We start from the raw sequence: 21,680 nt of genomic DNA on the forward strand, positions 1-21,680 counted from the left end.
CGGAAGATAAGCATTTATCTCCCCCAGGCTGACTCATCAGCCTCCGAAGGTAAAAAGTTAAGCTCACCTGGATACACCTTTACCCCCGGCAGGATAACTCGCGCTCCCTGGCCTCAACTCCGCAGGCCGGGGTAGCGGTCCGCGGCATGCAGCGCCCAGCCGGTATCACCGGTGAGCTCGAGCACCTGGGTGTGGTAGCGGACCACCGCTGCCCGGTGGGCGATGCTGATCAGCGTGATGCCGGCCGCCAGCAATTGCCCGTAGAGGGCCGCCTCGTTGGCGCTGTCGAGGGCGCTGGTGGCCTCGTCGAGGATCGCATAGCGGGGCTGGTAGAGCAGCACCCGGGCAAAGGCCAGGCGCTGCTGCTCGCCGACGGAGAGCACCTTCTCCCAGTCCAGCTCCACGTCCAGGCTGCCGACCCGCCCGGCCAGGTCGCCGAGGTTGACCTGCTCCAGCACCTTCAGCAGGTGGGCGTCGGACATCGCGCCCGTCCGGTGCGGGTAGAGCAGCTGGCTGCGCAGGGTGCCGACCTGCATGTAGGGCTGCTGGGGCAGGAAGAGCATCTCCTCGGGCGGCGGGCGCAGGATGCTGCCGCTGCCGGCATACCACAGCCCGGCGATGGCCCGCAGCAGCGAGCTCTTGCCGCAGCCGCTGTCACCGACGATGAGCAGCCCCTCGCCCGGACGCACGGTGAGCGACAGGCTCTTCACCAGGACGCGCTCGTAGTTGGGCGTGTTCAGCGTGACGTTCTGCAGGGCCAGGTGGGGCGCTTCGGCGGCGCCGATGACGCTCCCCTTGCGTGAGCCGGGCTCGATGGCGGGGTCCAGCAGCACCCGGGCCAGGGTGTCGAGGCGGTCCACGCCGGCGGTGAAGCGCGACAGGCTCTCGAAGTTCTCGACGATCAGCGAGATCGCGCTCAGCACCGCCGCGAAGGCGCCGGCCGCCTGCACCGCGCGCCCCACCTCCAGCTCCCCAGACAGCACCTGGGAGGCGACGATGGCGCTGGGCAGCACGATGTTGAGCAGGCTGTAGGCATACTGGAAGAAGTTGAGGCCGAGCTGCTGGCGGATCAGCTGCCTGTAGTTCTTGAAGGCCGCGTTGAAGCGCCGCCGCACCTGGTGCAGCTCCTGGGCCTCGCCGCGGTAGAAGGCGATCGACTCGGCGTTCTCGCGCACCCGCACCAGGCTGTAGCGAAAGTCCGCCTCACGCCGGATCTGCTGGAAGTTGAGGCTCATCAGCCGCGAGCCGAAGAACACCACCGCGATCAGGGTGCCGGAGACCGCGTAGGCCACCAGCACGTACACCAGCGCGTGGGAGATCGACCACAGCACCTGGCTGAAGGCGACCAGCTGCAGGAAGGAGCCGATGAAGATCAGCAGGAAATACAGCGAGCGCGTGCAGAAGGTGCCCACGTCCTCGGCGATCCGCTGGTCCGGGTTGTCGATGAGGGTGCTGGCGTTGAGCTCGTAGAACTGGCGGTGGCTGAAGTAGTTTTCGAGAAAGCGGTTGGTCAGCCAGCGCCGCCACTGGATGCCCAGCGTGTCGCGCACGAAGAAGTAGAAGGCGAAGATCGGCACCGCCAGGGCCAGCAGCACCAGGCAGAAGCGGATCGACTCCCAGAAGCGCGCCTCGTCGCGGGCGGCGAGGGCCGAGGTGAACTCCCCGGTCTGCTCGTTGAGCATCACCGCGAAGCGCGTCTGGGCGAGCAGCAGGACCACCAGCAGGGCCAGCAGCCCCCAGGCCTTGACGCGCTCCTGGCTGCGCCAGTAGGGCGACGCGATGGCCCAGAAACGCTGCCACAGATGGTAGGCGAAGGGATTGATCTTCATGATCCGGCACCCCAGGGCGCTCGCTCCGGCGGGCTTGGGCGGGCGATCCGGCTGGATGCCCCTGGCTTTTTTACTCCCCGGCTCCGGGCCAGGTCAAGCGCGGCCGGCGGATGGCGGCAGGCCCGGGGCGACGCTCATCACGCTGGCGAGGCCCTGGGGAACATCCGGCGCGCAGAGCGGCAGGTCGATCGTGAAACACGTGCCCCGCCCGGGCTGGCTGCTCACCTCGATGCTGCCGCCGAACAGGCTGGTGACGATGTTATAGACGATATACAGCCCCAGCCCGCTGCCGCCCTGCCCCATCCGGGTGGTGAAGAACGGGTCGAAAACCCGCCCCCGCACTTCCGGCGGAATGCCGCAGCCGTTGTCGCGGATGCGCAAGCGGATGAAGCCCGCCGCAGCGGGCTCCGCGGCGATCGAGACCTCCCCGGCCTCGTCCGGGCCGAAGGCGTGCAGGGAGGCGTTGGTGACGATGTTGCCGATCACCTGCTCCAGCGGCCCCGGGAAGCTGTCCAGGAGCAGCCCCTCCGGGATATCCACGGCGAGCACCAGCCGGCGCCTGCGCAGGCCGGGCATCAGGGTCGCGACCACCTCGTCGATGGTCTTGCGCAGATCGAAGCTGCGCCGCTGGGCGCTGGTCTGGTCGACGGCCACCTGCTTGAAGTTGGCCAGCAGCCCGGCGGCCCGGTTGAGGTTGCGCTCGATGAGTTCGAGCCCATCCCGGGACAGCTCGATGAAGGCGGCGAGCTCGGAGCGCCGCATGGTGCCGACGGCAAACACGTCCTGCAGCTCGCGCAGACGGTTGCGGAGGTGCGAGGCGGTGAGCAGGGTGTTGCCCAACGGCGTGTTCAGCTCATGGGCCACGCCGGCGACGAGGTTGCCCAGGGAGGCGAGCTTCTCGGCGTGCACCAGGTGTTCGAGGGCGTGGGCCAGCCGCTCGTTGGTCTGGCGCAGCTCGGCCGTGCGCTCGGCCACACGCAGCTCGAGGGACTGGTTGAGCTGGCGGATCTCCGCCTCGATCGCCTTCTGCTTCGAGATGTCCTTGCCGGTCCCGCGAAAGCCGCAGAACACGCCGTCGTGCCCGAACGCCGGATCGCCGCTGACCTGCAGGTCGATGCCTCCCTGGTCGGGGAGCTCGACCTGGAAATGGATGTCCCGGAACGGCTGGTGGGTCTCGAGGGCGGCACGCAGGCGGGCCCACTCCAGCGGATCGCCCTTCACGCGAGGGCTGTCCCACGGCGTCCGGCCCAGGGCCAGCACCCCCTGGGCGCGCAGCGCGCTGGCCTGGCGGCCGGACAGCGCCGAGAAGCGGAAATCGGCATCGAGCTCCCAGAAGACGTCGCTCGACATGTCCGACAGGGTCCGCAGCCGCGCCTCGCTCTCGCGCAGCGCCCGCTCCGCGGCGGCCCGCTGCTGCGCGCTCTGGCGGAACTCCCGCAGGGCGCCGGCCAGCCGGCCGAGTTCGTTGGCGCCGACGTCGGGAACGGGCGCATCGAAATGACCGCGGGAGAAAGCCTCCACCGTGCGCAACAGCGCCTGCAGGGGCTCGCGGATCGACGCCGTCACCAGCACCCCGAGCAGCAGGGTGACGCCGACGACGAGCACGCTGACGAGCACCGACAGGCCGTTGATGAGCGCCATGCGGCGGGTGTAGCGGGCGCGCAGCTCGGCCTCGATGTCGGCATGGCGCGCGTCGAGGGACGCCGCCCCGCGGGCGATCTCCTGCTGGCTGGCCTCGATCTGGCGCTCCATCACGGCGCCCCGCCGGGCGTAGGCGCGCTGCAGGCTGCCCAGGCCGGAGATCATGCGGTGGGTGCGCTCGCGCAGATCGCGCAGCACGGTGCGTTCGAACTCGCTGTGGGTGAGCTGCTCGATGAGGGGTGAGAGCTGGGCCACCCGCTCCAGGGCGGTGCGCGTCGCGAGGCTCACGTTGACCTCCCGCCGGGCGTAGTAGGCGTTCATCTTGAGGAGCGCGTCCACGAAGGCGTCGATCAGCGACCGGGTGGCCGGCGCGATCAGGGCGCGGCCCCGGTTGTCGGCGCTGGTGTTGAGCAGCAGCGAGAGCAGGCGGGCGGAGTGCTGGCCCGGCGCGAGAAGTTCGCTGTGGTAGATGCGCTCGATCTCCACGTTGATGCGCTTGAGCTCCTCGTAGCCGCCGACGAAGCTGCGCAATGACTGGCGCAGGGACGCCAGCTCCGCGGCGTCGCTGCCGCGGACCTGCTGGCGTGCCTCCAGCTCGGCAAACAGCTGCCCGGTCGCCACGTCGATCTGCCGCACCAGCGTCTCGTCGGGCGCGGCCAGATACTGCCGGATCGCGGCCTGCAGGCGCGCCGTCTCGGTGTTGAAGTGCTGGAGCTGGCGGTGCTGCACGTTGAGCGCCTCGATGGAATCGAAATAGGCGTCCTTCAGCCCGTTGCTGACCAGATCGAGCGCCAGCAACAGCGCCAGCCCGGCCACGCTGAGCAGCGACAGCAGGGTGAGCCGCCGGCCGAGGGAGATGGCGCGCAGCCCGGCATTCAGGCGGGCGAGCAGCGCGGCGAGGCGGCGGGACTTCATCGGAGGGCGCGGATTCTGGCGATCAGCCGCCGCTGCCCGGCCCCGCCGGCGAGCCGCTCGTGGAGCGGCTGCAGCGCCGCCTCGAAGCGGGCACGCTCGGAGGCCGGGATCTCCACGAAGTTGACGCCAGCCAGACGCAGCATGGCCTCGACCCGCTCCTCCCGCTGCTGCCAGATGTCCCGCACCAGCGGCCGGGCCTCCCGGGCAGCCCGGCGCAGCATGCCCTGCTCGGCCGTCGACAGCCTGTCCCAGCTGCGCCGGGAGATGACCAGCACCTCCGGGGCGAAACTGTGGCGGGTAAGCGCCAGCGAAGGAGCATGGCGGTGATGTTCGGCGCCGGCATAGGCGAGGAGATTGCCCTCAGCGCCGTCGATCAACCGCGTCGCGAGGGCATTGCCGGTCTGGGAGAACGGCAGCCGGACCGGCCGCGCGCCCCAGGCCTCGACGATGGCCGCGGCCAGGGCCGAAGACTCCACGCGGATCTTCAGCCCCTTCAGGTCCTCCAGACGGCGCACCGGACGGCCGACCGTGCCGATCACCCGGCCTCCCGTCTCGAAGAAGGCCAGCCCGACCAGCCCGTGGCCGTCCAGGGCTTGCAGCAGCTCGGCCCCGATCGGCCCGTCGAGCACGCGGCCGAGGTGCTCCACGTCGCGGAACAAAAAGGGCAGCGACAGCACCCGGAGCGCCGGACAGAGGTCTTCCAGGGTCTGCACGCTGACCCGGTTGAGGTCGAGCTCGCCGCGCTGGGTCGGCGGCACCAGGGCCGCCTCGTCGCCCAGCAGGGAAGCGGAGTAGACCTGTATCGCCAGCCTGCCGCCCGATTGCCTGTACAGGCTCTGGCCCATGAACTGGACGGCCTGGACGGTCGGGTAATCGGCCGGCTGCTCGTCGGCGGCCCGCAGCAGGCGGACACCGCCGGCGACCTCGAGGGCCGCCAGCGGCGGTGCGAGCAGGAGCAAGGCCAGCCACGACAGCCGCCGCAGCGTGCCGGGAGACGGCAGCAGGGCCCCCATCTCAGCGCCCCGCGGCGCCCGGCAGCGCGAGCAGCCGTCGCCCGTGATGGCGGAGATGGATTCCCGCCAGGGTGTGGTCACGCAGGCGTACCACGATCCAGGCGTTGATCCAGTCGCGCAGGGCCTTCTCGCCGCGGGGCATGCCCACCGCCACCTCGAACTCCATCTGCCGGAAGTGCTCCACGAGGGGCCGCGGCGGGCGACGGGCATTGACCTCGTCCACCACGTTGCGGGTGACCGACAGGATCTCGAACTCACCGGCCAGGTAGGCCTCCACCAGCCGGTCATGTTCGGCGTAGCTGAGCAGCTTCACCCCCGGGGCATTCTGCAGCAGATGCTCGGCGTTGGCGCTGCCGGCCAGCACGCCCACCCGGCGCCCCCGGAGATCGAGCGGTGACGACAGCTGCAGCGGCGGCGGCGCCGCGATCACCGTGTCGATGGTGGCGTAGGGCACGGAGAAGGCGATCAGGCGCTCCCGCTCGGGGCTGATCGACAGGGCCGAGATGACCACGTCCGCGCGGCGGGCGAGCAAGGCCGCCACCCGGTCGGAATTGACCACCCGGACGACTTCGAGCCGGACCCCCAGATCCCGCGCCATCGCCCGCGCGATGTCCGCGTCGGACCCCTGGGCCGTGCCATCGGGCGTGTAATGGTTGTAGGGTGGCAGGGCCCCGGCGATCGCCACGCGCAACCGCCCCTGGGCCCGGATCTCGTTCAGCAGCGTGGCCGCCGCCAGGCCGGGCATGAGCAGCAGCACGAGGAGCAGCCCATGCAGCCCGGCCCGCATCGAAAAACCCGCCATTCAGCGCCCTCCTCCCGCGGCCGGCCTGAGGTCGGCCGGCAGATCGTGCCCGTGGTGACGTCGAAAGAGCTCGTTGAGCCGGCCGTTCTGCAACTGCGCGAAGACCCAGCCATTGACCCAGCCATTGACCCAGGCGCGCAAGGCCTTTTCTCCGCGGGGCATGGCGATCGCGACGTCGAACTCCTGCTGGACGAACTTCTCCTCGAACAGCTTGCTGCCGGCCTGGCGGTTCACCTCGTCGAGCACCGCCGTCTGGGTCGAGAAGAGGTCGACCTTGCCCGCGATGGCGGCCTTGATCAGGGCCATGTCGCTCTCGAAGCTGACCAGCCGGGCCCGCGGCGCAGAGGCCGCCACCAGGGCACCGCTGGCCGTGTTGCGGGTCACGCCGACGTCGAGGCCGGCCAGATCGGCATAGCCGCTGATGCGCAGCGCGGGCCGCCCGGCGAGCACCACATACAGGCGCGCATAGGGCAACGAGAAGCCGACAACCCGCTCCCGCTCCGGCGTGATCGACAGACTCGACACCACCATGTCCACATCCCGCCCTTCCAGCGCAGTGAGCCGCCCGGCGTTGGTGAGACGCACGATTTCCAGCCGGACCCCGAGGGCAGCGGCCAGCTCCCGGGCCGTATCCACGTCGGAACCGACGAGCTCCTGCCTGGCATCGAGATAACTGAAGAGGGGTACTCCAACCGCCACGCCGACCCGAAGCACCCCGCGCTGCCGGATATCCGACAGCAGGTCGGCCCGCGCCAGCGACGGTGCCAGCAACACGAGCAGGCACGCCGCCAGCTGGCAGGCCGCACGAATCGCCCGAAACCAGGATGAACGCATACCCCCCCCCGCTACCGGACAGTACGTTTGATTACGGACGCATCATCCGGCACTTGAGGGCTTTTTCATGGCCATAGCATTGCAGCCGCCACCGGCGAGGCGCGCGGCGACAGCGCGGCAGCGCGCCGGGCCACTACCGCGAGACAGGGCGTTGTCTGGGTGAAACAGGGCACGCCACGCGCGACGGCGGCCCCTTCGGCACGACACCAGGGACATGGCGGATGAAATGGCGGAGAACCGTCGCGAACCCCGCCCCGGGCGCTGGACCACCGCCCCCGGCGCAAGGCCGGCGGGTCAGGCCAGCCATGGGGCGATCGCGCCTGGCGAAGGCGGCGCAGACCGGCCGGATACGACGAGGGCGCCTCACGGGCGCCCTCCGGCTCAGTTGCTCACGACCTCGTCGGCCCGTGTCTTCGAGACGAAGCGGGCCAGGAAGATCCCCAGCTCGTAGAGCAGGCACATGGGCACCGCCAGCATCAGCTGCGACACCACATCTGGCGGCGTGACCACCGCGGCGATCACGAAGGCGCCGACGATCACGTAGGGCCGCGCCTCCTTGAGCTTGGCCACGTCGACAATCCCCAGCTTGACCAGCACGATCACGATCACCGGCACCTCGAAGGTGATGCCGAAGGCCAGGAACATCGACATCACGAAGGCCAGGTATTGCTCGATGTCCGGCGCCGGCGTGATGCTCTTCGGCGCAAACTGGGCGATGAACTTGAACACCGTGCCGAACACGAAGAAATAACAGAAGGCCATCCCTGCCAGGAACAGCACCGTGCTGCCCACCACCAGCGGCAGGCCGAGGCGCTTCTCGTGGGCATACAGGCCCGGCGCGATGAAGCACCAGGCCTGGTACAGCACGAACGGCAGGGCGATCACGAAGGCCACCAGCAGCGTGACCTTCATCGGCACGAAGAACGGGGTGACGACGCCGGTGGCGATCATCTTGGTGCCCTCGGGCAGCGCCGTCATCATCGGATGGGCGAGGATGTCGTAGATGTCGCCGGCCCAGGGCATCAGGCACACGAACACCACCACCACCGCGACCACGGCCCTGAGCAGGCGGTCGCGCAGCTCGACCAGGTGGGAGATGAAGCTGTCTTCCTGCTGCTCGTTCATGACTGGACGCTCTTGCCGGCGGCGCCGGCTTCAGGGGACACGGGGGCCGTCACCGGCGTGGCAGGCGCCGCGGCGGGCGGCGCATCGACGAAGACCGGCGGGCCGGCGTGCTGCTCGGCCTCGGCGAGCTGCTTGTCGAGGAGGTCGGAGACCACGTCGTGGCTGTGGCCGGTGTCGACGATATCGGGCGCAGCCGGCGGGTTCGACTTGAGGCTGTTCTCGAGGTCGCCGATCGCCGCGGAGGCCGACTGCAGCGAGGACGACAGGCCTCCCTCGACGCTGGCCACCTCGCTCCTCACCGAGCTTTCGAAGGCCATCGCCGACTTGCGCGCCTCCTCCTGCAGCTTCTTGAGCTCCTCGAGCTGCATCTCGCGGTTGATGTCCGACTTCACATCGGCCACGTAGCGCTGCAGGCGGCCCAGCAGGTGGCCGGTGGTGCGTGCCACCTTCGGCAGCCGCTCGGGGCCGAGCACCAGCAGCGCCACGATGCCGATGACCATGAGTTCAGAAAAACCGATGTCGAACATCTGATTCGCCTAGTTGTGGGGAGGTAGCAGAGGCCGGCGGGCGCCACAAACGACAAAGGGGCGACTCGATGCGCCCCTCCGCCGCGCCTGATGCCGGGTCTGGCTCAGGACTTGTTCTTTTCCCGGGCTTCCGCGTCGATGGTCTTGCTGGCGGCATCGCCGATCTTCTGGCTGTCGCCCTCGGCCTCTTTCATGCCGTCCTTGAAGCCCTTCACTGCGCCGCCGAGATCCTGGCCGATGTTGCGAAGCTTCTTGGTGCCGAACACGAGCATCACGATCACCAAGACAATCAGCCAGTGCCAAATGCTGAAGGAACCCATTGAATTCTCCTAAAGACTACCGTTTGAGCATCGGCCCGACCGGATCCGGCCCACCGACGACGTGCATGTGCACATGCATGACTTCCTGCCCGCCTACGCGGCCAGTGTTGATGATGGACCGGAAACCGTCGGTGCTGCCTTGATCGACGGCAATCTGGCCGGCAACCGCCAGCATCCGCCCGAGGACCGCCTCATCGTCGGGGCCCACGTGGGCCAGCGAGGTGATGTGCTTCCTGGGGATCACCAGCACATGCACCGGACGCTGGGGCTGGATGTCCTTGAAGGCCAGGACCAGCTCGTCTTCATACACCCTGGCGGCCGGGATCTCGCCGCGGGCGATGCGGCAGAACAGGCAATCATGCATGTGACCCGCCCCTCAGCCCTGGGTTCGCGCTTTTTTCTCGTCGATGCCCGAGACGCCTTCGCGGCGGCGGAACTCGGCGAGCACGTCGTCCACGGAGAGGCCGAAGTGGGCCAGCAGCACCATGGTGTGGAACCACACGTCGGTCACTTCCCAGACCACGTGCAGCAGGTCCTTGTCCTTGGCCGCCATGATGGTCTCGGCGGCTTCCTCGGCGACCTTCTTGCAGATCGCGTCGGTGCCCTTGTGGAACAGGCTGGACACGTAGGACGAGTCGGGGCTGGCTTCCTTGCGCTCGGCGAGGGTTTGGGCCACCCGGTGCAGCACTTCGATGTCGATCATTTGTAAATCTCCTTCGGGTCTTTCAGAACCGGTTCGACGGCCTCCCAGCGCCCGTCGGCGAAATACTTCTGGAAGAAGCAGCTGCGCCGGCCGGTATGGCAGGCGATGCCGCCCACCTGCTCGATCTTGAGGAGGACCACGTCGTTGTCGCAGTCGATGCGGATCTCGCGGACCTTCTGGGTGTGGCCGGACTCCTCGCCCTTGTGCCACAGCTTGCCGCGCGATCGGGAGAAATATACCGCCTCGCCTGTTTCAGCCGTTCGCGCCAGCGCGTCACGGTTCATCCAGGCAAACATCAGCACGTCGCCGGTGTCGGCGTCCTGGGCGATGGCCGGGATCAGGCCGTCCTTGTCCCAGGCGAGTTCGTCGAGCCAGGCGGCGCTCACAGGCGCACCTCGATCCCGCGGGCACGCATGAGCTCCTTGGCTTCGCGCACGGTGTGGTCGCCGAAATGGAAAATGCTCGCGGCGAGCACCGCGTCGGCGCGGCCGAGGGTGACGCCGTCGGCCAGGTGGTCGAGGTTGCCGACCCCGCCGCTGGCGATCACCGGGATCGAGATCGCGTCGGAGACCGCGCGGGTGAGGCCGAGGTCGAAGCCGTTCTTGGTGCCGTCCCGGTCCATGCTGGTGAGCAGGATCTCGCCGGCGCCGAGGGACTCGACCTTCTGCGCCCATTCGATGGCGTCCAGGCCAGTGCGATTGCGCCCGCCGTGGGTGAACACCTCCCACTTGCCCGGGGCGACCTGCTTGGCGTCGATGGCGACCACGATGCACTGGCTGCCGACCTTGCCGGCCGCGTCGGCGACCAGCTGCGGGTTGTTGACCGCCGCGGTGTTCATGCTGACCTTGTCGGCACCGGCGTTGAGGAGGCGCCGGACGTCGTCGACGCAGCGCACGCCGCCACCGACGGTGAGGGGAATGAAGACCTGCTCGGCGACCTGCTCGACCACGTGCAGGATGATGTTGCGGTCGTCGGAGCTGGCGGTGATGTCGAGGAAGGTGATCTCGTCGGCGCCCTGCTCGTCGTAGCGGCGGGCCACCTCGACCGGGTCGCCAGCGTCCCGCAGTTCAACGAAATTGACGCCCTTGACGACCCGACCCGCGTTGACGTCGAGACAGGGAATGATGCGCTTGGCGAGCATGTAGTCAGGCAGCCCCGTTGAGCTCGTCGGCACGGGCCTGCGCCGTGGCGAAGTCGAGGGTGCCTTCGTAGATCGCCCGGCCGGTAATGGCACCGGTGATGCCTTCGGCCTCGACCGCGCACAGCGCCTCGACGTCGGCCACAGTGGCGATGCCACCGCTGGCGATGACCGGGATGCGCAGGGCCTGGGCCAGCTTGACGGTGGCTTCGATGTTGACGCCCGACAGCATGCCGTCACGGCCAATGTCGGTGTAGATCACGCCTTCGACGCCGTAGTCCTCGAACTTCTTGGCGAGGTCGATGACGTCATGGCCGGTGAGCTTGGACCAGCCATCGACGGCCACCTTGCCCTCCTTGGCGTCCAGGCCGACGATGATGTGGCCGGGGAAGGCGCTGCAGGCGTCGTGCAGGAAGCCCGGGTTCTTGACCGCCGCGGTGCCGATGATCACGTAGGTGATGCCAGCGTCGAGGGCGCGCTCGATGGTGTCGAGGTCACGGATGCCACCGCCCAGCTGAACGGGAATCTCGTCGCCGACCTCGGCCAGGATCGCCTTGATGGCGGTCTGGTTCTTGGGCTTGCCGGCGAAGGCGCCATTGAGGTCGACCACGTGCAGTCGGCGGGCTCCCTGTTCGATCCAGTGGCGGGCGGTGGCCCGTGGATCTTCGGAGAAGACCGTGGCAGCGTCCATTTCGCCTTGTTTAAGGCGCACGCAGTGACCGTCCTTGAGGTCAATAGCGGGAATCAGCAGCATAGCGAGAGATTGCGGAAGAGGAGTTGGAACCGGAACGGCGGAATGGAAAGGTGCGAGGAATCAGGGCTTCCAGGACATGAAGTTCGACAGGAGCTGCAGACCCGCCTCGGCACTTTTTTCTGGGTGAAACTGGACGGCAAAGATATTAGCCTGCGCTACCGCCCCGGTAAAGGGGATGCCGTAGTCGGTGGTGGCCGCGACGATGCCCGGATCGGCCGGGTCGACGTAGTAACTGTGCACATAGTAGAAGCGGGCGCCGTCGGGGATGTTGGCCCACAGGGCGTGGGCCTGCTTCTGCCAGACCTCGTTCCAGCCCATGTGGGGCACCTTCAGGCGGATGCCGTCGGCACCGACCATCTTGTCGGCGGGGAAGCGCCGGACCTCGCCCCTGAACACGCCAAGCCCGGGCACGTTGCCCTCCTCGCTGTGCTCGAAGAGCATCTGCTGGCCAATGCAGATGCCCAGGAAGGGCTTGCTGCGGGCCGCCTCGAGCACCGCCGGGCGCAGGCCGCGGGCGTCGAGCTCGCGCATGCAGTCGGGCATCGCGCCCTGGCCGGGGAAGACCACCCGGTCGGCGGCCAGCACCTCGGCCGGGTCGGAGGTGACCACCACCTCGGAGGCGCTCGCCACATGCTCGATGGCCTTGGCCACCGAGCGCAGGTTGCCCATGCCGTAATCGATGATCGCGACCTTGTTCATAGGGCCCCCTTGGTGGACGGGATCACGCCGGCCTGGCGCGGGTCGGGCGTCACCGCCATGCGCAGCGCACGGCCGAAGGCCTTGAAGACGGTTTCGCACTGGTGATGGGCGTTGCGGCCCTTCAGGTTGTCGATGTGCAGGCTGACGCCGGCGTGGTTGACGAAGCCCTGGAAGAATTCATAGACCAGCTGGGTGTCCAGCGCGCCGATCATGCCGGCGGTGAAGGGCACCTCGAACTCCAGCCCGGGGCGGCCGGAGAGGTCGACCACCACGCGGGACAGGGCCTCGTCGAGGGGCACATAGGCGTGGCCATAACGGGTCAGACCCTTCTTGTCGCCGACCGCCCTGGCAAAGGCCTGGCCGATGGTGATGCCCACATCCTCGACGGTGTGGTGCCCGTCGATGTGCAGGTCGCCGACGGCCTCGACCTCGAGGTCGAAACTGCCGTGGCGGGCAATCTGGTCGAGCATGTGGTCGAAGAACCCGATGCCGGTGTTGAGCTGACTCTTGCCGCTGCCGTCGAGATCGATCTTGACTCGGATCTTGGTCTCGAGGGTGTCGCGGGATATTTCGGCGTGCCGCATTGCGTGGTTTTCCAGGAAAAACAGTCGAAACTGGGGGAACGAAGGGCATGATAGCATCTAGCGTTTTCACCGTCCCTTGCGGCACGCGCTGCCGCCGAGCCGATCTGCCATGAGCCGCTTCTGGAGCCCCGTCGTCCACGACCTGACGCCCTACGTCCCCGGCGAGCAACCCAAGCTCGCCAACCTGGTCAAGCTCAACACCAACGAGAACCCCTACCCGCCGAGCCCGCGCGTGCTGGCGGCGATCCGCGCCGAACTCGGCGACGACGCCGACCGCCTCAAGCTCTACCCCGACCCGACGGGCAGCGCGCTCAAGGCCGCGGTGGCGCGGCATTTCGGCGTCGCGCCCGAGTGGGTCTTCGTGGGCAACAGCTCCGACGAAGTGCTCGCCCACACCTTCCAGGCCCTGCTCAAGCACGAGCGGCCCCTGCTCTTCCCGGACATCACCTACAGCTTCTACCCGGTGTACTGCGGCCTCTACGGCATCGCCTTCGAGGCGGTGCCGCTGGCCGACGATTTCTCGATCCGCATCGACGACTACCTGGCCCGCGGCGCCGACGGCGTGGGCGCGGTAATCTTCCCCAACCCCAACGCCCCCACCGGCCGCCTGCTGTCGCTCGCCGAGATCGCCCGGCTCGCCGCCGGCCTGCCCGACGCGCCGATCGTGATCGACGAGGCCTACGTGGATTTCGGCGGGCTGGACGTGATCCCCACCGCCGTCGCGCTGGTGAAGCAGCACCCCAACGTCCTGGTCACCCAGACGCTGTCCAAGAGCCGTTCGCTGGCCGGGCTGCGGGTCGGCTTCGCGATCGGCCAGCCGGAGCTCGTCGAGGCCCTCACGCGGGTCAAGGACAGCTTCAACTCCTATCCGCTGGATCGCCTGGCGCTGGTGGGCGCCAGCGCCGCGATGGACGACGAGGCCCACTTCGAGACCACCCGGCGCCAGGTCATCGCCAGCCGCGAGGCCCTCGCCGCCGAACTTGGCGCCCTCGGCTTCGAGGTGCTGCCCTCCGCCGCCAACTTCGTGTTCGCCCGCCACCCGGGCCGCGACGCCGCCCAGCTGGCCGCCGCGCTGCGGGAGCGCAGCATCATCGTGCGCCACTTCAAGGCGGCGCGGATCGACCAGTTCCTGCGCATCACGGTGGGCACCGACGCCCAGTGCGTGCAGCTGGTCGAGGCGCTGCAGGAGATCCTCGGCTGATTCCGCCGAAGCAATGAAAAGCCGCACCCGAGGGTGCGGCTTTTTTGTGGCTAGGGGCGGAGAACTCAGCCCTTCAGGCGCATCTCGGCCGAGCGGGCATGGGCCTGCAGACCTTCGCCATGGGCCAGCACCGACGCGACCTTGCCGAGGAGCTGGGCCCCCGCCTCCGAAATGTCGATGAGGCTGGTGCGCTTCTGGAAGTCGTACACCCCCAGCGGGCTGGAGAAACGCGCGCTGCGCATGGTCGGCAACACGTGGTTGGGGCCGGCGCAATAGTCGCCCAGCGCCTCGACCGAATAGTGACCGATGAAGATCGCCCCGGCGTGGCGGATCTGGTCGATCCACTGGTAGGGATCGGCGAGGGACAGCTCGAGGTGCTCCGGCGCGATGCGGTTGGCGATCCGGCAGGCCTCGGCGAGGTCGTGCACGTGGATCAGCGCGCCGCGGTTCTTCAGGGACGTGGCGATGGTGTCGCGGCGGGGCATCTCGGGCAACAGCCGCGCGATGCTCTCCTCCACGCGGGCGATGAAGGCGGCGTCGGTGCACAGCAGGATGGACTGGGCCAGCTCGTCGTGCTCGGCCTGGGCGAAGAGGTCCATCGCCACCCAGTCGGGGTTGCCCGAGCCGTCGGAGATGATCAGCACCTCGGAGGGGCCGGCCACCATGTCGATGCCCACGGTGCCGAAGACACGGCGCTTGGCGGCCGCCACATAGGCGTTGCCGGGGCCGACGATCTTGTCCACCTGCGGGATGGTGGCGGTGCCGTAGGCCAGCGCGGCGACGGCCTGGGCGCCGCCGATGGTGAACACCCGGTCGACGCCGGTGATCGCGGCGGCGGCCAGCACCAGCGGGTTCTTCTCGCCCCGGGGCGTGGGCACGACCATGATCAGCTCGGCGACGCCGGCCACCTTGGCAGGGATCGCGTTCATCAGCACCGAGCTGGGGTAGGAGGCGCGGCCCCCCGGCACGTACAGGCCGACCCGGTCGAGCGGGGTGACCTTCTGCCCGAGGCGGGTGCCCGCCATGCCCGGCGACTCGTCGGTGTAACGCCAGGATTCGAGCACCTGGCGCTCGTGATAGCTGCGCACGCGGGCGGCGGCGAGGTCGAGGGCCTCCCGCTGCGCCACGGTGAGGCTGGCCAGCGCCGCCTCGAGTTCGGACTTCGGCAGCTCCAGCGCCGCCATGTCGGCGACGTCGAGATGATCGAAGCGGCGGGTGAATTCGACCACCGCCGCGTCGCCGTCCCGGCGCACGGCCTGCAGGATGTTGGCGACGGCGTCCTCGATGGCCGCGTCGGTACTGCCCTCGAAGGCCAGCAGGGCGTCGAGGGTGGCGGAGAAGCCCGCGTCGGCGGACGACAGGCGGCGGATCTGTTCACTCATTGCTTGACGGCTCCTGCAAAGGCCTCCAGCACCGGCTGGATGAGCTCGCGCTTCAGCTTGAGGGAGGCCTGATTGACGACGAGGCGGGAGCTGATGGGCATGATGTCCTCGACCTCGACCAGGTTGTTGGCCTTGAGGGTGCTTCCGGTGGAGACGAGGTCGACGATGGCGTCGGCCAGCCCGACCAGCGGGGCGAGTTCCATCGAGCCGTACAGCTTGATCAGGTCCACATGGACCCCCTTGGCAGCGAAGTGTTCCCGCGCGGCGTTGACGTACTTGGTGGCCACGCGGATGCGCGCGCCCCGCTTGATCGCCGCGGCGTAGTCGAAATCCGTGGGGGCGGCCACGCACAGCCGGCACTTGGCGATGTTGAGGTCGAGGGGCTGGTAGAGCCCTGCGCCGCCATGCTCGATCAGCACGTCCTTGCCGGCGATGCCCATGTCGGCGGCACCGTACTGCACGTAGGTCGGCGTGTCGGTGGCCCGCACGATGACGAGGCGCACGTCGGGCCGGTTGGTGCCGATGATGAGCTTGCGCGAGGTCTCGGGGTTGTCCGTCGGCGTGATCCCCGCGGCGGCGAGCAGCGGCAGGGTTTCTTCGAAGATTCGGCCCTTCGAAAGGGCGAGCGTTATGCCGTTCAAGATGGTCATCTGTGTGCCTAAAAGGTGATTCTAGCCGATCAGGCCGCGCTTCGGCCCGCCGGCGGGCTTTGTTCGCGGCGCCCGTTCTGTTAGCCTTCAACCGTGGCTGAACCGCCCTGGGCGGCTTCGGCCCTTTTCGTTTTCCAGTTCCAGGAGCTTTGCATGAAACCCGAAATCACCGTATCCACCAGCGATCTCGAACGCCTGGAGGGGCTGCTGTCCAAGCCGCCGACCCGCAACCGCAGCGACCTCGACGGCCTCCGCGCCGAGCTCGACCGCGCCAACGTCCTCGACGGCGACGCGATGCCCGACAACATCATCATGATGAACAGCCGCGCCCGCTTTCGCGAGGAAACCTCGGGCCGCGAGTACGAACTGACTCTCGCCTGGCCCCACGAGGCCAACGCCGCCGACGGCAAGGTTTCCATTTTTTCGCCCGCGGGCAGCGCCCTGCTGGGCCTCTCGGTGGGCCAGAGCATCGACTGGCAGACCCCGGAAGGCCACGCGATCCAGCTGCGGATCCTGGCGGTCAGCCACGGGGCCTGACCCCACAGGGGCCCGCCCCGGAGCCGGCGCGGCCTCAGCGCAGCCGGCTGACCCGGGCCCCCAGCGCGCTCAGCTTCTCCTCGAGGCGCTCGTAGCCGCGGTCGAGGTGGTAGATGCGCTCGATGGTGGTCTGCCCTTCGGCCACCAGGCCGGCGATGATCAGGCTCGCCGAGGCGCGCAGGTCGGTGGCCATCACGGTGGCCCCCTGCAGGCGGGCGACGCCCTTCACGAAGGCGGTGTTGCCGTCGATCTTGATGTCGGCGCCGAGGCGCTGCAGCTCGACCGCGTGCATGAAGCGGTTCTCGAAGATCGTCTCGCGGATCACCGCGGAGCCGTCGGCAACCGCGTTGATGGCCATGAACTGGGCCTGCATGTCGGTCGGGAAGGCCGGATACGGCGAGGTCCGCAGGCTCACCGCGGTGAGGCGGGCCGGCGCCTTGAGGCGGATCGCGTCGCGCTCGGCAAAGACTTCGCAGCCGGCGTCCATCAGCTTGTCGATGACGGCGTCGAGGTAGCTCGCCGAGGTGCCGGTGAGGCGCACTTCGCCGCCGGTCACGGCCGCCGCGCACAGATAGGTGCCGGTCTCGATGCGGTCGGGCATCACCCGGTGGGTGGCGCCGTGGAGCTTTTCGACGCCGCGGATGCGGATCACGTCGCCGCCGGCACCGGAGATCTGCGCCCCCATCGCCACCAGGCAGTTGGCCAGGTCGACGACCTCGGGCTCCCGGGCGGCGTTCTCGATGACGGTCTCGCCGTCGGCGAGGCAGGCTGCCATCATCAGGTTTTCGGTGCCGGTGACGGTGACCATGTCGGTGAAGAGGCGGGCGCCCTTCAGGCGCGGCACCTTGGCGTGGACGTAGCCGTGCTCGACGCTGACCGCCGCGCCCATCGCCTGCAGACCCTTGATGTGCTGGTCCACCGGGCGGGCGCCGATCGCGCAGCCGCCGGGCAGGCTCACCTGGGCCTCGCCGAAGCGGGCCACCAGCGGGCCGAGCACCAGGATGGAGGCGCGCATCGTCTTGACCATCTCGTAGGAGGCCATTGGCTTGTCCACCCCGCTGGCGTCCAGCGTGACGGCGTCGCCGTCGCGGCTCACCTTGACCCCCATCTGCTCCAGCAGGCGCAGGAGGGTGCTGACGTCGTTGAGACGCGGCACGTTGGTGAAGGTGACGGGCTCGGTGGTCAGCAGCGCCGCGCACAGGATGGGCAGCGCCGCGTTCTTGGCGCCGGAGATGGCGACTTCGCCGGACAGGCGGACACCGCCCTCGATCAGCAGTTTATCCATGGATCAACGGGCTCTCAGCCCAGTTCCTTGATGAGTTCGGCCCACTGGGCGGGCGTGTAGGTGTTGAGCTGGAGGGCGTGGATCTCGTTGCCCATCAGCTTGCCGAGGGTGGCGTAGACGGCCTGGTGCTGCTGCACCCGGCGCTTGCCTTCGAAGGCCGGGCTGACCACGATGCCGGTGAAGTGGGTGCCGTCGTCACCCTCGATCTGCAGGAAGTCGCATTCGAGGCCCGCGGCGATCAGCCGCTCGATTTCACTTGCTTGAAACATTTTTTACAGTCCTCAGGCGCGCAGCTTGTAACCCCGTGCAAGCATCTGCAGGGTGATCACGGCAAGCACGATGAAACAGGTCAACACGACTCCGATGCTCGTCCATGGGGAGACGTCCGAGACACCGAAGAAACCATAGCGGAAACCGTCAATCATGAAGAAAAACGGGTTGAAATGCGACACCCCCTGCCAGAAGGCCGGCAGGGAATGGATCGAGTAGAACACCCCGGACAGCATGGTGAGCGGCATGATCAGGAAGTTCTGGAAGGCCGCCAGCTGGTCGAACTTGTCGGCCCAGATGCCGGCGATCACCCCCAGGCTGGCCAGGAAGGCGCCGCCGATCAGCGCGAAGGCGACGATCCAGCCGGGCTGGGCGATGTCGAAGGACGCAAAGGGCAGCGCCGCCAGCAACACGCCGACGCCGCACATCGCGCCCCGCAGCACCGCGGCGATCACGTAGGCGGCGTAGAACTCACGATAGGAGATCGGCGGCAGCAGCACGAACACGATGTTGCCGGTGATCTTGCTCTGGATCAGCGACGAGGAGCTGTTGGCAAAGGCGTTCTGCAGCACCGTCATCATCACCAGGCCGGGCACCAGGAAGGCCGTGTAGCTGACGCCCGGAAAGGGCTGGACGTGGTCTTCGAGCACGTGGCCGAAGATCAGCAGGTAGAGCACCGCGGTGAGCACCGGAGAGAGCACCGTCTGGAAGCCGACCTTCCAGAAACGCAGGCACTCCTTGTAGAGCAGGGTCTTGAAGCCTTCCATGGGTCGCCTCAGTTCTGGTTCATGATGCCGACAAAGACCTGTTCCATGTCGGGCTTGCCGAGGGCCATGTCGATGATGGAACCACCGGCCGCGCGCACGCCGGCCAGGATGTCGGCCACGTCGTCGAAATGCTCGAAGCCGAACTCCAGCCCGCCGGCCACCTCGCGCAGCACCTTGGCCGCCAGGAGCGGCGGCAGCGCCACCGGGGCCGCCAGCTTGACCTGCAGCGTGTGGCTGGCGAAGCGCTGCAGCAGGTTGGCGGTGGTGTCGAGGGCCACGATGCGGCCGGCCTTGAGCATGGCGATGCGCCCGCACAGGGTTTCGGCTTCTTCGAGGTAGTGGGTGGTCAGGACGATGGTGTGGCCGTCCTGGTTGAGCTTGCGGATGAAGGTCCACAGCCCCTGACGGAGCTCCACGTCGACGCCGGCGGTGGGCTCGTCGAGGACGATCACCGGCGGGCGATGCACCAGGGCCTGGGCCACCAGCGCCCGGCGCTTCATGCCGCCCGACAGCATGCGCATGTTGGCGTTGGCCTTGGTGGTGAGGTCTAGGTGGTGGAGGATCTCGTCGATCCAGTCGTCGTTCTTCTTGATCCCGAAATAGCCGGACTGCAGCACCAGCATCTCGCGCACCGAGAAGAAGGGGTCGAAGACGAGTTCCTGGGGCACCACGCCGAGGGCCATGCGGGCGGCGCGATAGTCGCGTACGACGTCGTGGCCCATGACTTCGAGGGTGCCACTGTCGGGCCGGGCGAGGCCTGAGAGGGAGGAGATCAGGGTCGTCTTGCCGGCGCCGTTAGGGCCGAGCAGTCCGAAGAATTCGCCCTGCGCCACCTCGAGATCCACCCCGGCCAGGGCCTGAAGGGAACGGAAACGCTTGGTGACGCCGGCAATGCGGATCGCAGGAGTCATGTCAGGTCGGAGAGTGAAGGCCGGCTGGGGCGCTCAGCGCGCCAGCGGCAGGATGGCATCGACGTCGTAGAGGGCGGCCAGGCTGAGCAGGGCCTGCGGCGCACCGACGATGGAGAGTGTGCGCCCCGCCCCCCGGGCGGCGCGGGTCCAGCTGAGGAGCAGCGCCAGCGCGGCGGAGTCCACCGGGCCGGCCGCCGACAGGTCGACGACCTGGTCGGCCTCGGCCACCCGGGCCGCGCCTTCGCCCTTGAGGGCGGCGACGGTGGCGATGGTCAGCGGGCCGGAGACGGCCAGGCGCGAACCCTCGAGGCGGATCATTGCTTGGCCTGGACGGTGGTTTCGAGCTGCTTGTTCTTGTCCTTGAGGGACTTGATCAGGCCGTCGATACCGCCCGTCCGGACTTCCTGGCCGAAGCTGTCGCGGTAGTTGGTGACCAGGCTGACCCCGGCCACCATGACGTCGTACACCTTCCAGCCGTCCGCCTGCCTGTCGAGGGCGTAGTCGATCTGCACCGGCTTGGCGCCGGCCTGGCGCACCTCGGTGCGGACGATCACGTCGGTGTCCTCGGGCTTGGCCTTCAGCGGCTTGAAGTCGATCACCTGGTTGCGGTACTGGGTGAGCGCGTTGGAGTAGGTGCGCACCAGCAGGGTCTTGAACTCGTGGGTCAGCGCGGCCTTCTGGTCGGGGCTGGCCTGGCGCCAGTCCTTGCCCACGGCGAGGCGGGTCATGTGGGCGAAGTCGAAGTACGGCAGCACCTTGGTCTCGACCAGCTCGACGGCCTTGCGGGTGTCGCCCGACTGGATCGCCTTGTCCTGGCGGACGATGGCGATCACGTCGTCGGTGACGCCCTTGATGAGGGCGTCCGGCGTGATGGTGTTGGCGAAGGCGGCGAACTGGACACCGAGGCTGAGGGCCAGCGCGGCAAGCAGGGAGAAGGTCTTTTTCATTCCTGGTCTTCTTTCGTGGCTAGGTTCTGCGGGGCCGAGGCAACGACCGGAGCGGCGGGGTCGTCGCGCCGCGCCTCTTCGTCGTCCGGGTCTTTCGGACGCGGCGGGTTGCCGTCGTACACCTGGTTGAGGCGGTACTGCATGTAGAAGCTGCGGAGGTATTCGTATTTGTCGAGGGCGGCCTGCTCGGCCGTGGTGTCGGCCCCCAGCAGCACGCTGCGCTTGTGCACCAGGCGCAGGCCGGTGGCGGAGTTGCGGGTGGCGACCTCCTTGTGCTGGATCACCGGGTCGGCGTAGATATCGCCCACCAGGCCCAGGGTGTCGCGGAAGTTGCTCGACCCAAGGATCGGCAGCACGAGGTAGGGCCCTTCGCCGACGCCCCACACACCGAGGGTCTGGCCGAGGTCTTCGTCGTGCTTCTCGAGACCCATCTCGGTGGCCACGTCAAAGGCCCCCAGCAGGCCGACGGTGCTGTTCACCAGGAAGCGCCCGCCGTCGGAGAGGGCCTCGGCGACCTTGCCCTGGAGCAGGTTGTTCACCCCGATCCAGATGTCGCCCAGGTTGCCGAAGAAGTTGCCGACCACCGTCTTGACCGGCAGTGGCGCGTAATCATAGACCTCCGCCGCCGGGCGGATCACGAAACGGTCGGCCTGCTCGTTGAACTTGAAGGTGGCCCGGTTGAGGGGCTCGAGGGGGTCCTTGGGGTGCCCGCCGGGGGACGCGCAGGCCGTCAGCCCGAGGCCGAGCGCCAGCGTGGCGATGCCGCGCCAGAGAACCCTTGTCTGATGAGTGTTCTTGCTTTTCTTCATCGTCGTACCGCCGGCCAGCCGGCCGGCGCTCTCTGTT

The 21,680-nt window shown here is 68.3% G+C and carries 26 protein-coding genes; 2 read left to right on the top strand and 24 right to left on the bottom strand.

Features of this window, described 5'->3' with window-relative positions; translation table 11 throughout:
• Positions 1-113: 113 nt before the first annotated feature.
• The 15 genes from ACE3OU_RS07130 to hisB form a co-directional block, all read right to left on the bottom strand.
• Positions 114-1,829 carry an ABC transporter ATP-binding protein/permease gene (locus ACE3OU_RS07130; RefSeq protein WP_374240849.1) on the bottom strand — a complete coding sequence of 572 codons (1,716 nt, stop codon included), beginning with the start codon at positions 1,827-1,829 and terminating at the stop codon, positions 114-116.
• Positions 1,830-1,922: 93 nt separating this feature from the next.
• Complete coding sequence (locus ACE3OU_RS07135) at positions 1,923-4,385, bottom strand: ATP-binding protein (RefSeq protein WP_374240850.1); 2,463 nt, start codon at positions 4,383-4,385, stop codon at positions 1,923-1,925.
• Positions 4,382-5,398: a TRAP transporter substrate-binding protein DctP gene (dctP, locus tag ACE3OU_RS07140; RefSeq protein ID WP_374240851.1), complete on the bottom strand. Its 1,017-nt coding sequence runs from the start codon at positions 5,396-5,398 to the stop codon at positions 4,382-4,384. Before dctP ends, ACE3OU_RS07135 begins: the two co-directional genes overlap by 4 nt.
• A 1-nt stretch (position 5,399) precedes the next feature.
• Complete coding sequence (locus ACE3OU_RS07145; protein ID WP_374240852.1) at positions 5,400-6,200, bottom strand: transporter substrate-binding domain-containing protein; 801 nt, start codon at positions 6,198-6,200, stop codon at positions 5,400-5,402.
• A complete protein-coding gene (locus ACE3OU_RS07150) occupies positions 6,201-7,034 on the bottom strand; it encodes a transporter substrate-binding domain-containing protein (protein ID WP_374240853.1) in 834 nt (277 codons plus the stop codon). It abuts the gene before it with no gap.
• A gap of 381 nt (positions 7,035-7,415) precedes the next feature.
• Positions 7,416-8,159, bottom strand: a complete 744-nt coding sequence (gene tatC / locus ACE3OU_RS07155; RefSeq protein ID WP_374240854.1) for a twin-arginine translocase subunit TatC — start codon at positions 8,157-8,159, stop codon at positions 7,416-7,418.
• A complete protein-coding gene (gene tatB / locus ACE3OU_RS07160; RefSeq protein ID WP_374240855.1) occupies positions 8,156-8,686 on the bottom strand; it encodes a Sec-independent protein translocase protein TatB in 531 nt (176 codons plus the stop codon). Before tatB ends, tatC begins: the two co-directional genes overlap by 4 nt.
• A gap of 104 nt (positions 8,687-8,790) precedes the next feature.
• Positions 8,791-9,006, bottom strand: coding sequence for a Sec-independent protein translocase subunit TatA (gene tatA, locus ACE3OU_RS07165; protein ID WP_374240856.1), 216 nt, complete (start codon positions 9,004-9,006; stop codon positions 8,791-8,793).
• 16 nt (positions 9,007-9,022) lie between these two features.
• A complete protein-coding gene (locus ACE3OU_RS07170; protein ID WP_374240857.1) occupies positions 9,023-9,370 on the bottom strand; it encodes a histidine triad nucleotide-binding protein in 348 nt (115 codons plus the stop codon).
• A 12-nt stretch (positions 9,371-9,382) separates the two neighbouring features.
• Positions 9,383-9,709 carry a phosphoribosyl-ATP diphosphatase gene (locus tag ACE3OU_RS07175; protein ID WP_374240858.1) on the bottom strand — a complete coding sequence of 109 codons (327 nt, stop codon included), beginning with the start codon at positions 9,707-9,709 and terminating at the stop codon, positions 9,383-9,385.
• Entirely contained in the window at positions 9,706-10,095 is a 390-nt protein-coding gene (hisI, locus tag ACE3OU_RS07180; protein ID WP_374240859.1) for a phosphoribosyl-AMP cyclohydrolase, read from the bottom strand. The genes ACE3OU_RS07175 and hisI overlap by 4 nt, the downstream gene beginning before the upstream one ends.
• A complete protein-coding gene (hisF, locus tag ACE3OU_RS07185; RefSeq protein ID WP_374240907.1) occupies positions 10,092-10,850 on the bottom strand; it encodes an imidazole glycerol phosphate synthase subunit HisF in 759 nt (252 codons plus the stop codon). Before hisF ends, hisI begins: the two co-directional genes overlap by 4 nt.
• A 4-nt stretch (positions 10,851-10,854) precedes the next feature.
• Entirely contained in the window at positions 10,855-11,601 is a 747-nt protein-coding gene (gene hisA / locus ACE3OU_RS07190; RefSeq protein ID WP_374240860.1) for a 1-(5-phosphoribosyl)-5-[(5-phosphoribosylamino)methylideneamino]imidazole-4-carboxamide isomerase, read from the bottom strand.
• A gap of 60 nt (positions 11,602-11,661) precedes the next feature.
• Entirely contained in the window at positions 11,662-12,300 is a 639-nt protein-coding gene (gene hisH, locus ACE3OU_RS07195; protein ID WP_374240861.1) for an imidazole glycerol phosphate synthase subunit HisH, read from the bottom strand.
• A complete protein-coding gene (hisB, locus tag ACE3OU_RS07200; RefSeq protein ID WP_374240862.1) occupies positions 12,297-12,884 on the bottom strand; it encodes an imidazoleglycerol-phosphate dehydratase HisB in 588 nt (195 codons plus the stop codon). Before hisB ends, hisH begins: the two co-directional genes overlap by 4 nt.
• Before the next feature lie 109 nt (positions 12,885-12,993).
• On the opposite strand from hisB, the gene hisC reads away from it, so the two are divergent.
• Positions 12,994-14,085, top strand: a complete 1,092-nt coding sequence (gene hisC, locus ACE3OU_RS07205; RefSeq protein WP_374240863.1) for a histidinol-phosphate transaminase — start codon at positions 12,994-12,996, stop codon at positions 14,083-14,085.
• Between the two features lie 65 nt (positions 14,086-14,150).
• On the opposite strand, the gene hisD is transcribed toward hisC, so the two are convergent.
• Both hisD and hisG read right to left on the bottom strand, forming a co-directional pair.
• On the bottom strand, positions 14,151-15,467 hold the full coding sequence (gene hisD, locus ACE3OU_RS07210; RefSeq protein ID WP_374240864.1) for a histidinol dehydrogenase: 1,317 nt from the start codon (positions 15,465-15,467) through the stop codon (positions 14,151-14,153).
• Positions 15,464-16,108, bottom strand: coding sequence for an ATP phosphoribosyltransferase (hisG, locus tag ACE3OU_RS07215; RefSeq protein ID WP_374240908.1), 645 nt, complete (start codon positions 16,106-16,108; stop codon positions 15,464-15,466). The genes hisD and hisG overlap by 4 nt, the downstream gene beginning before the upstream one ends.
• Positions 16,109-16,270: 162 nt before the next feature.
• Between hisG and rnk the strand changes: the two genes are divergently transcribed.
• Positions 16,271-16,654: a nucleoside diphosphate kinase regulator gene (rnk, locus tag ACE3OU_RS07220; RefSeq protein ID WP_374240865.1), complete on the top strand. Its 384-nt coding sequence runs from the start codon at positions 16,271-16,273 to the stop codon at positions 16,652-16,654.
• A 34-nt stretch (positions 16,655-16,688) separates the two neighbouring features.
• Here rnk and murA read toward each other — a convergent pair whose 3' ends face one another.
• From murA to ACE3OU_RS07255, 7 genes are read right to left on the bottom strand one after another with little or no spacing between them, the layout of a single operon-like run.
• Positions 16,689-17,939, bottom strand: a complete 1,251-nt coding sequence (gene murA / locus ACE3OU_RS07225; protein ID WP_374240866.1) for a UDP-N-acetylglucosamine 1-carboxyvinyltransferase — start codon at positions 17,937-17,939, stop codon at positions 16,689-16,691.
• Positions 17,940-17,953: 14 nt separating this feature from the next.
• On the bottom strand, positions 17,954-18,208 hold the full coding sequence (locus tag ACE3OU_RS07230; RefSeq protein WP_374240867.1) for a BolA family protein: 255 nt from the start codon (positions 18,206-18,208) through the stop codon (positions 17,954-17,956).
• 12 nt (positions 18,209-18,220) lie between these two features.
• Positions 18,221-18,976 (bottom strand): ABC transporter permease, encoded by a 756-nt coding sequence (locus ACE3OU_RS07235; RefSeq protein ID WP_374240868.1) that lies wholly within the window; start codon positions 18,974-18,976, stop codon positions 18,221-18,223.
• A gap of 8 nt (positions 18,977-18,984) precedes the next feature.
• Positions 18,985-19,887 carry an ABC transporter ATP-binding protein gene (locus tag ACE3OU_RS07240; protein WP_374240869.1) on the bottom strand — a complete coding sequence of 301 codons (903 nt, stop codon included), beginning with the start codon at positions 19,885-19,887 and terminating at the stop codon, positions 18,985-18,987.
• 33 nt (positions 19,888-19,920) lie between these two features.
• Positions 19,921-20,205 (bottom strand): lipid asymmetry maintenance protein MlaB, encoded by a 285-nt coding sequence (locus tag ACE3OU_RS07245; protein WP_374240870.1) that lies wholly within the window; start codon positions 20,203-20,205, stop codon positions 19,921-19,923.
• Positions 20,202-20,834, bottom strand: coding sequence for a phospholipid-binding protein MlaC (locus ACE3OU_RS07250; protein WP_374240871.1), 633 nt, complete (start codon positions 20,832-20,834; stop codon positions 20,202-20,204). Before ACE3OU_RS07250 ends, ACE3OU_RS07245 begins: the two co-directional genes overlap by 4 nt.
• Positions 20,831-21,643, bottom strand: coding sequence for a VacJ family lipoprotein (locus tag ACE3OU_RS07255; protein ID WP_374240872.1), 813 nt, complete (start codon positions 21,641-21,643; stop codon positions 20,831-20,833). The genes ACE3OU_RS07250 and ACE3OU_RS07255 overlap by 4 nt, the downstream gene beginning before the upstream one ends.
• Between the last annotated feature and the right edge of the window lie 37 nt (positions 21,644-21,680).

It is taken from the genome of Zoogloea sp., from assembly GCF_041908905.1.
GTDB lineage: Bacteria > Pseudomonadota > Gammaproteobacteria > Burkholderiales > Rhodocyclaceae > Zoogloea.

Excerpts from the sequence above, each read along its gene's own strand:
- ACE3OU_RS07130 (WP_374240849.1), bottom strand. The coding sequence starts at position 1,829 with ATGAAGATCAATCCCTTCGCCTACCATCTGTGGCAGCGTTTCTGGGCC.
- hisC (WP_374240863.1), top strand. The coding sequence starts at position 12,994 with ATGAGCCGCTTCTGGAGCCCCGTCGTCCACGACCTGACGCCCTACGTC.
- ACE3OU_RS07170 (WP_374240857.1), bottom strand. The coding sequence starts at position 9,370 with ATGCATGATTGCCTGTTCTGCCGCATCGCCCGCGGCGAGATCCCGGCC.
- tatA (WP_374240856.1), bottom strand. The coding sequence starts at position 9,006 with ATGGGTTCCTTCAGCATTTGGCACTGGCTGATTGTCTTGGTGATCGTG.
- ACE3OU_RS07230 (WP_374240867.1), bottom strand. The coding sequence starts at position 18,208 with ATGTTTCAAGCAAGTGAAATCGAGCGGCTGATCGCCGCGGGCCTCGAA.
- hisF (WP_374240907.1), bottom strand. The coding sequence starts at position 10,850 with ATGCTCGCCAAGCGCATCATTCCCTGTCTCGACGTCAACGCGGGTCGG.
- hisA (WP_374240860.1), bottom strand. The coding sequence starts at position 11,601 with ATGCTGCTGATTCCCGCTATTGACCTCAAGGACGGTCACTGCGTGCGC.
- ACE3OU_RS07245 (WP_374240870.1), bottom strand. The coding sequence starts at position 20,205 with ATGATCCGCCTCGAGGGTTCGCGCCTGGCCGTCTCCGGCCCGCTGACC.
- hisB (WP_374240862.1), bottom strand. The coding sequence starts at position 12,884 with ATGCGGCACGCCGAAATATCCCGCGACACCCTCGAGACCAAGATCCGA.
- ACE3OU_RS07150 (WP_374240853.1), bottom strand. The coding sequence starts at position 7,034 with ATGCGTTCATCCTGGTTTCGGGCGATTCGTGCGGCCTGCCAGCTGGCG.
- ACE3OU_RS07145 (WP_374240852.1), bottom strand. The coding sequence starts at position 6,200 with ATGGCGGGTTTTTCGATGCGGGCCGGGCTGCATGGGCTGCTCCTCGTG.
- murA (WP_374240866.1), bottom strand. The coding sequence starts at position 17,939 with ATGGATAAACTGCTGATCGAGGGCGGTGTCCGCCTGTCCGGCGAAGTC.
- tatC (WP_374240854.1), bottom strand. The coding sequence starts at position 8,159 with ATGAACGAGCAGCAGGAAGACAGCTTCATCTCCCACCTGGTCGAGCTG.
- ACE3OU_RS07235 (WP_374240868.1), bottom strand. The coding sequence starts at position 18,976 with ATGGAAGGCTTCAAGACCCTGCTCTACAAGGAGTGCCTGCGTTTCTGG.
- ACE3OU_RS07240 (WP_374240869.1), bottom strand. The coding sequence starts at position 19,887 with ATGACTCCTGCGATCCGCATTGCCGGCGTCACCAAGCGTTTCCGTTCC.
- ACE3OU_RS07175 (WP_374240858.1), bottom strand. The coding sequence starts at position 9,709 with ATGATCGACATCGAAGTGCTGCACCGGGTGGCCCAAACCCTCGCCGAG.
- tatB (WP_374240855.1), bottom strand. The coding sequence starts at position 8,686 with ATGTTCGACATCGGTTTTTCTGAACTCATGGTCATCGGCATCGTGGCG.
- dctP (WP_374240851.1), bottom strand. The coding sequence starts at position 5,398 with ATGGGGGCCCTGCTGCCGTCTCCCGGCACGCTGCGGCGGCTGTCGTGG.
- hisD (WP_374240864.1), bottom strand. The coding sequence starts at position 15,467 with ATGAGTGAACAGATCCGCCGCCTGTCGTCCGCCGACGCGGGCTTCTCC.
- rnk (WP_374240865.1), top strand. The coding sequence starts at position 16,271 with ATGAAACCCGAAATCACCGTATCCACCAGCGATCTCGAACGCCTGGAG.
- ACE3OU_RS07250 (WP_374240871.1), bottom strand. The coding sequence starts at position 20,834 with ATGAAAAAGACCTTCTCCCTGCTTGCCGCGCTGGCCCTCAGCCTCGGT.
- hisH (WP_374240861.1), bottom strand. The coding sequence starts at position 12,300 with ATGAACAAGGTCGCGATCATCGATTACGGCATGGGCAACCTGCGCTCG.
- ACE3OU_RS07135 (WP_374240850.1), bottom strand. The coding sequence starts at position 4,385 with ATGAAGTCCCGCCGCCTCGCCGCGCTGCTCGCCCGCCTGAATGCCGGG.
- ACE3OU_RS07255 (WP_374240872.1), bottom strand. The coding sequence starts at position 21,643 with ATGAAGAAAAGCAAGAACACTCATCAGACAAGGGTTCTCTGGCGCGGC.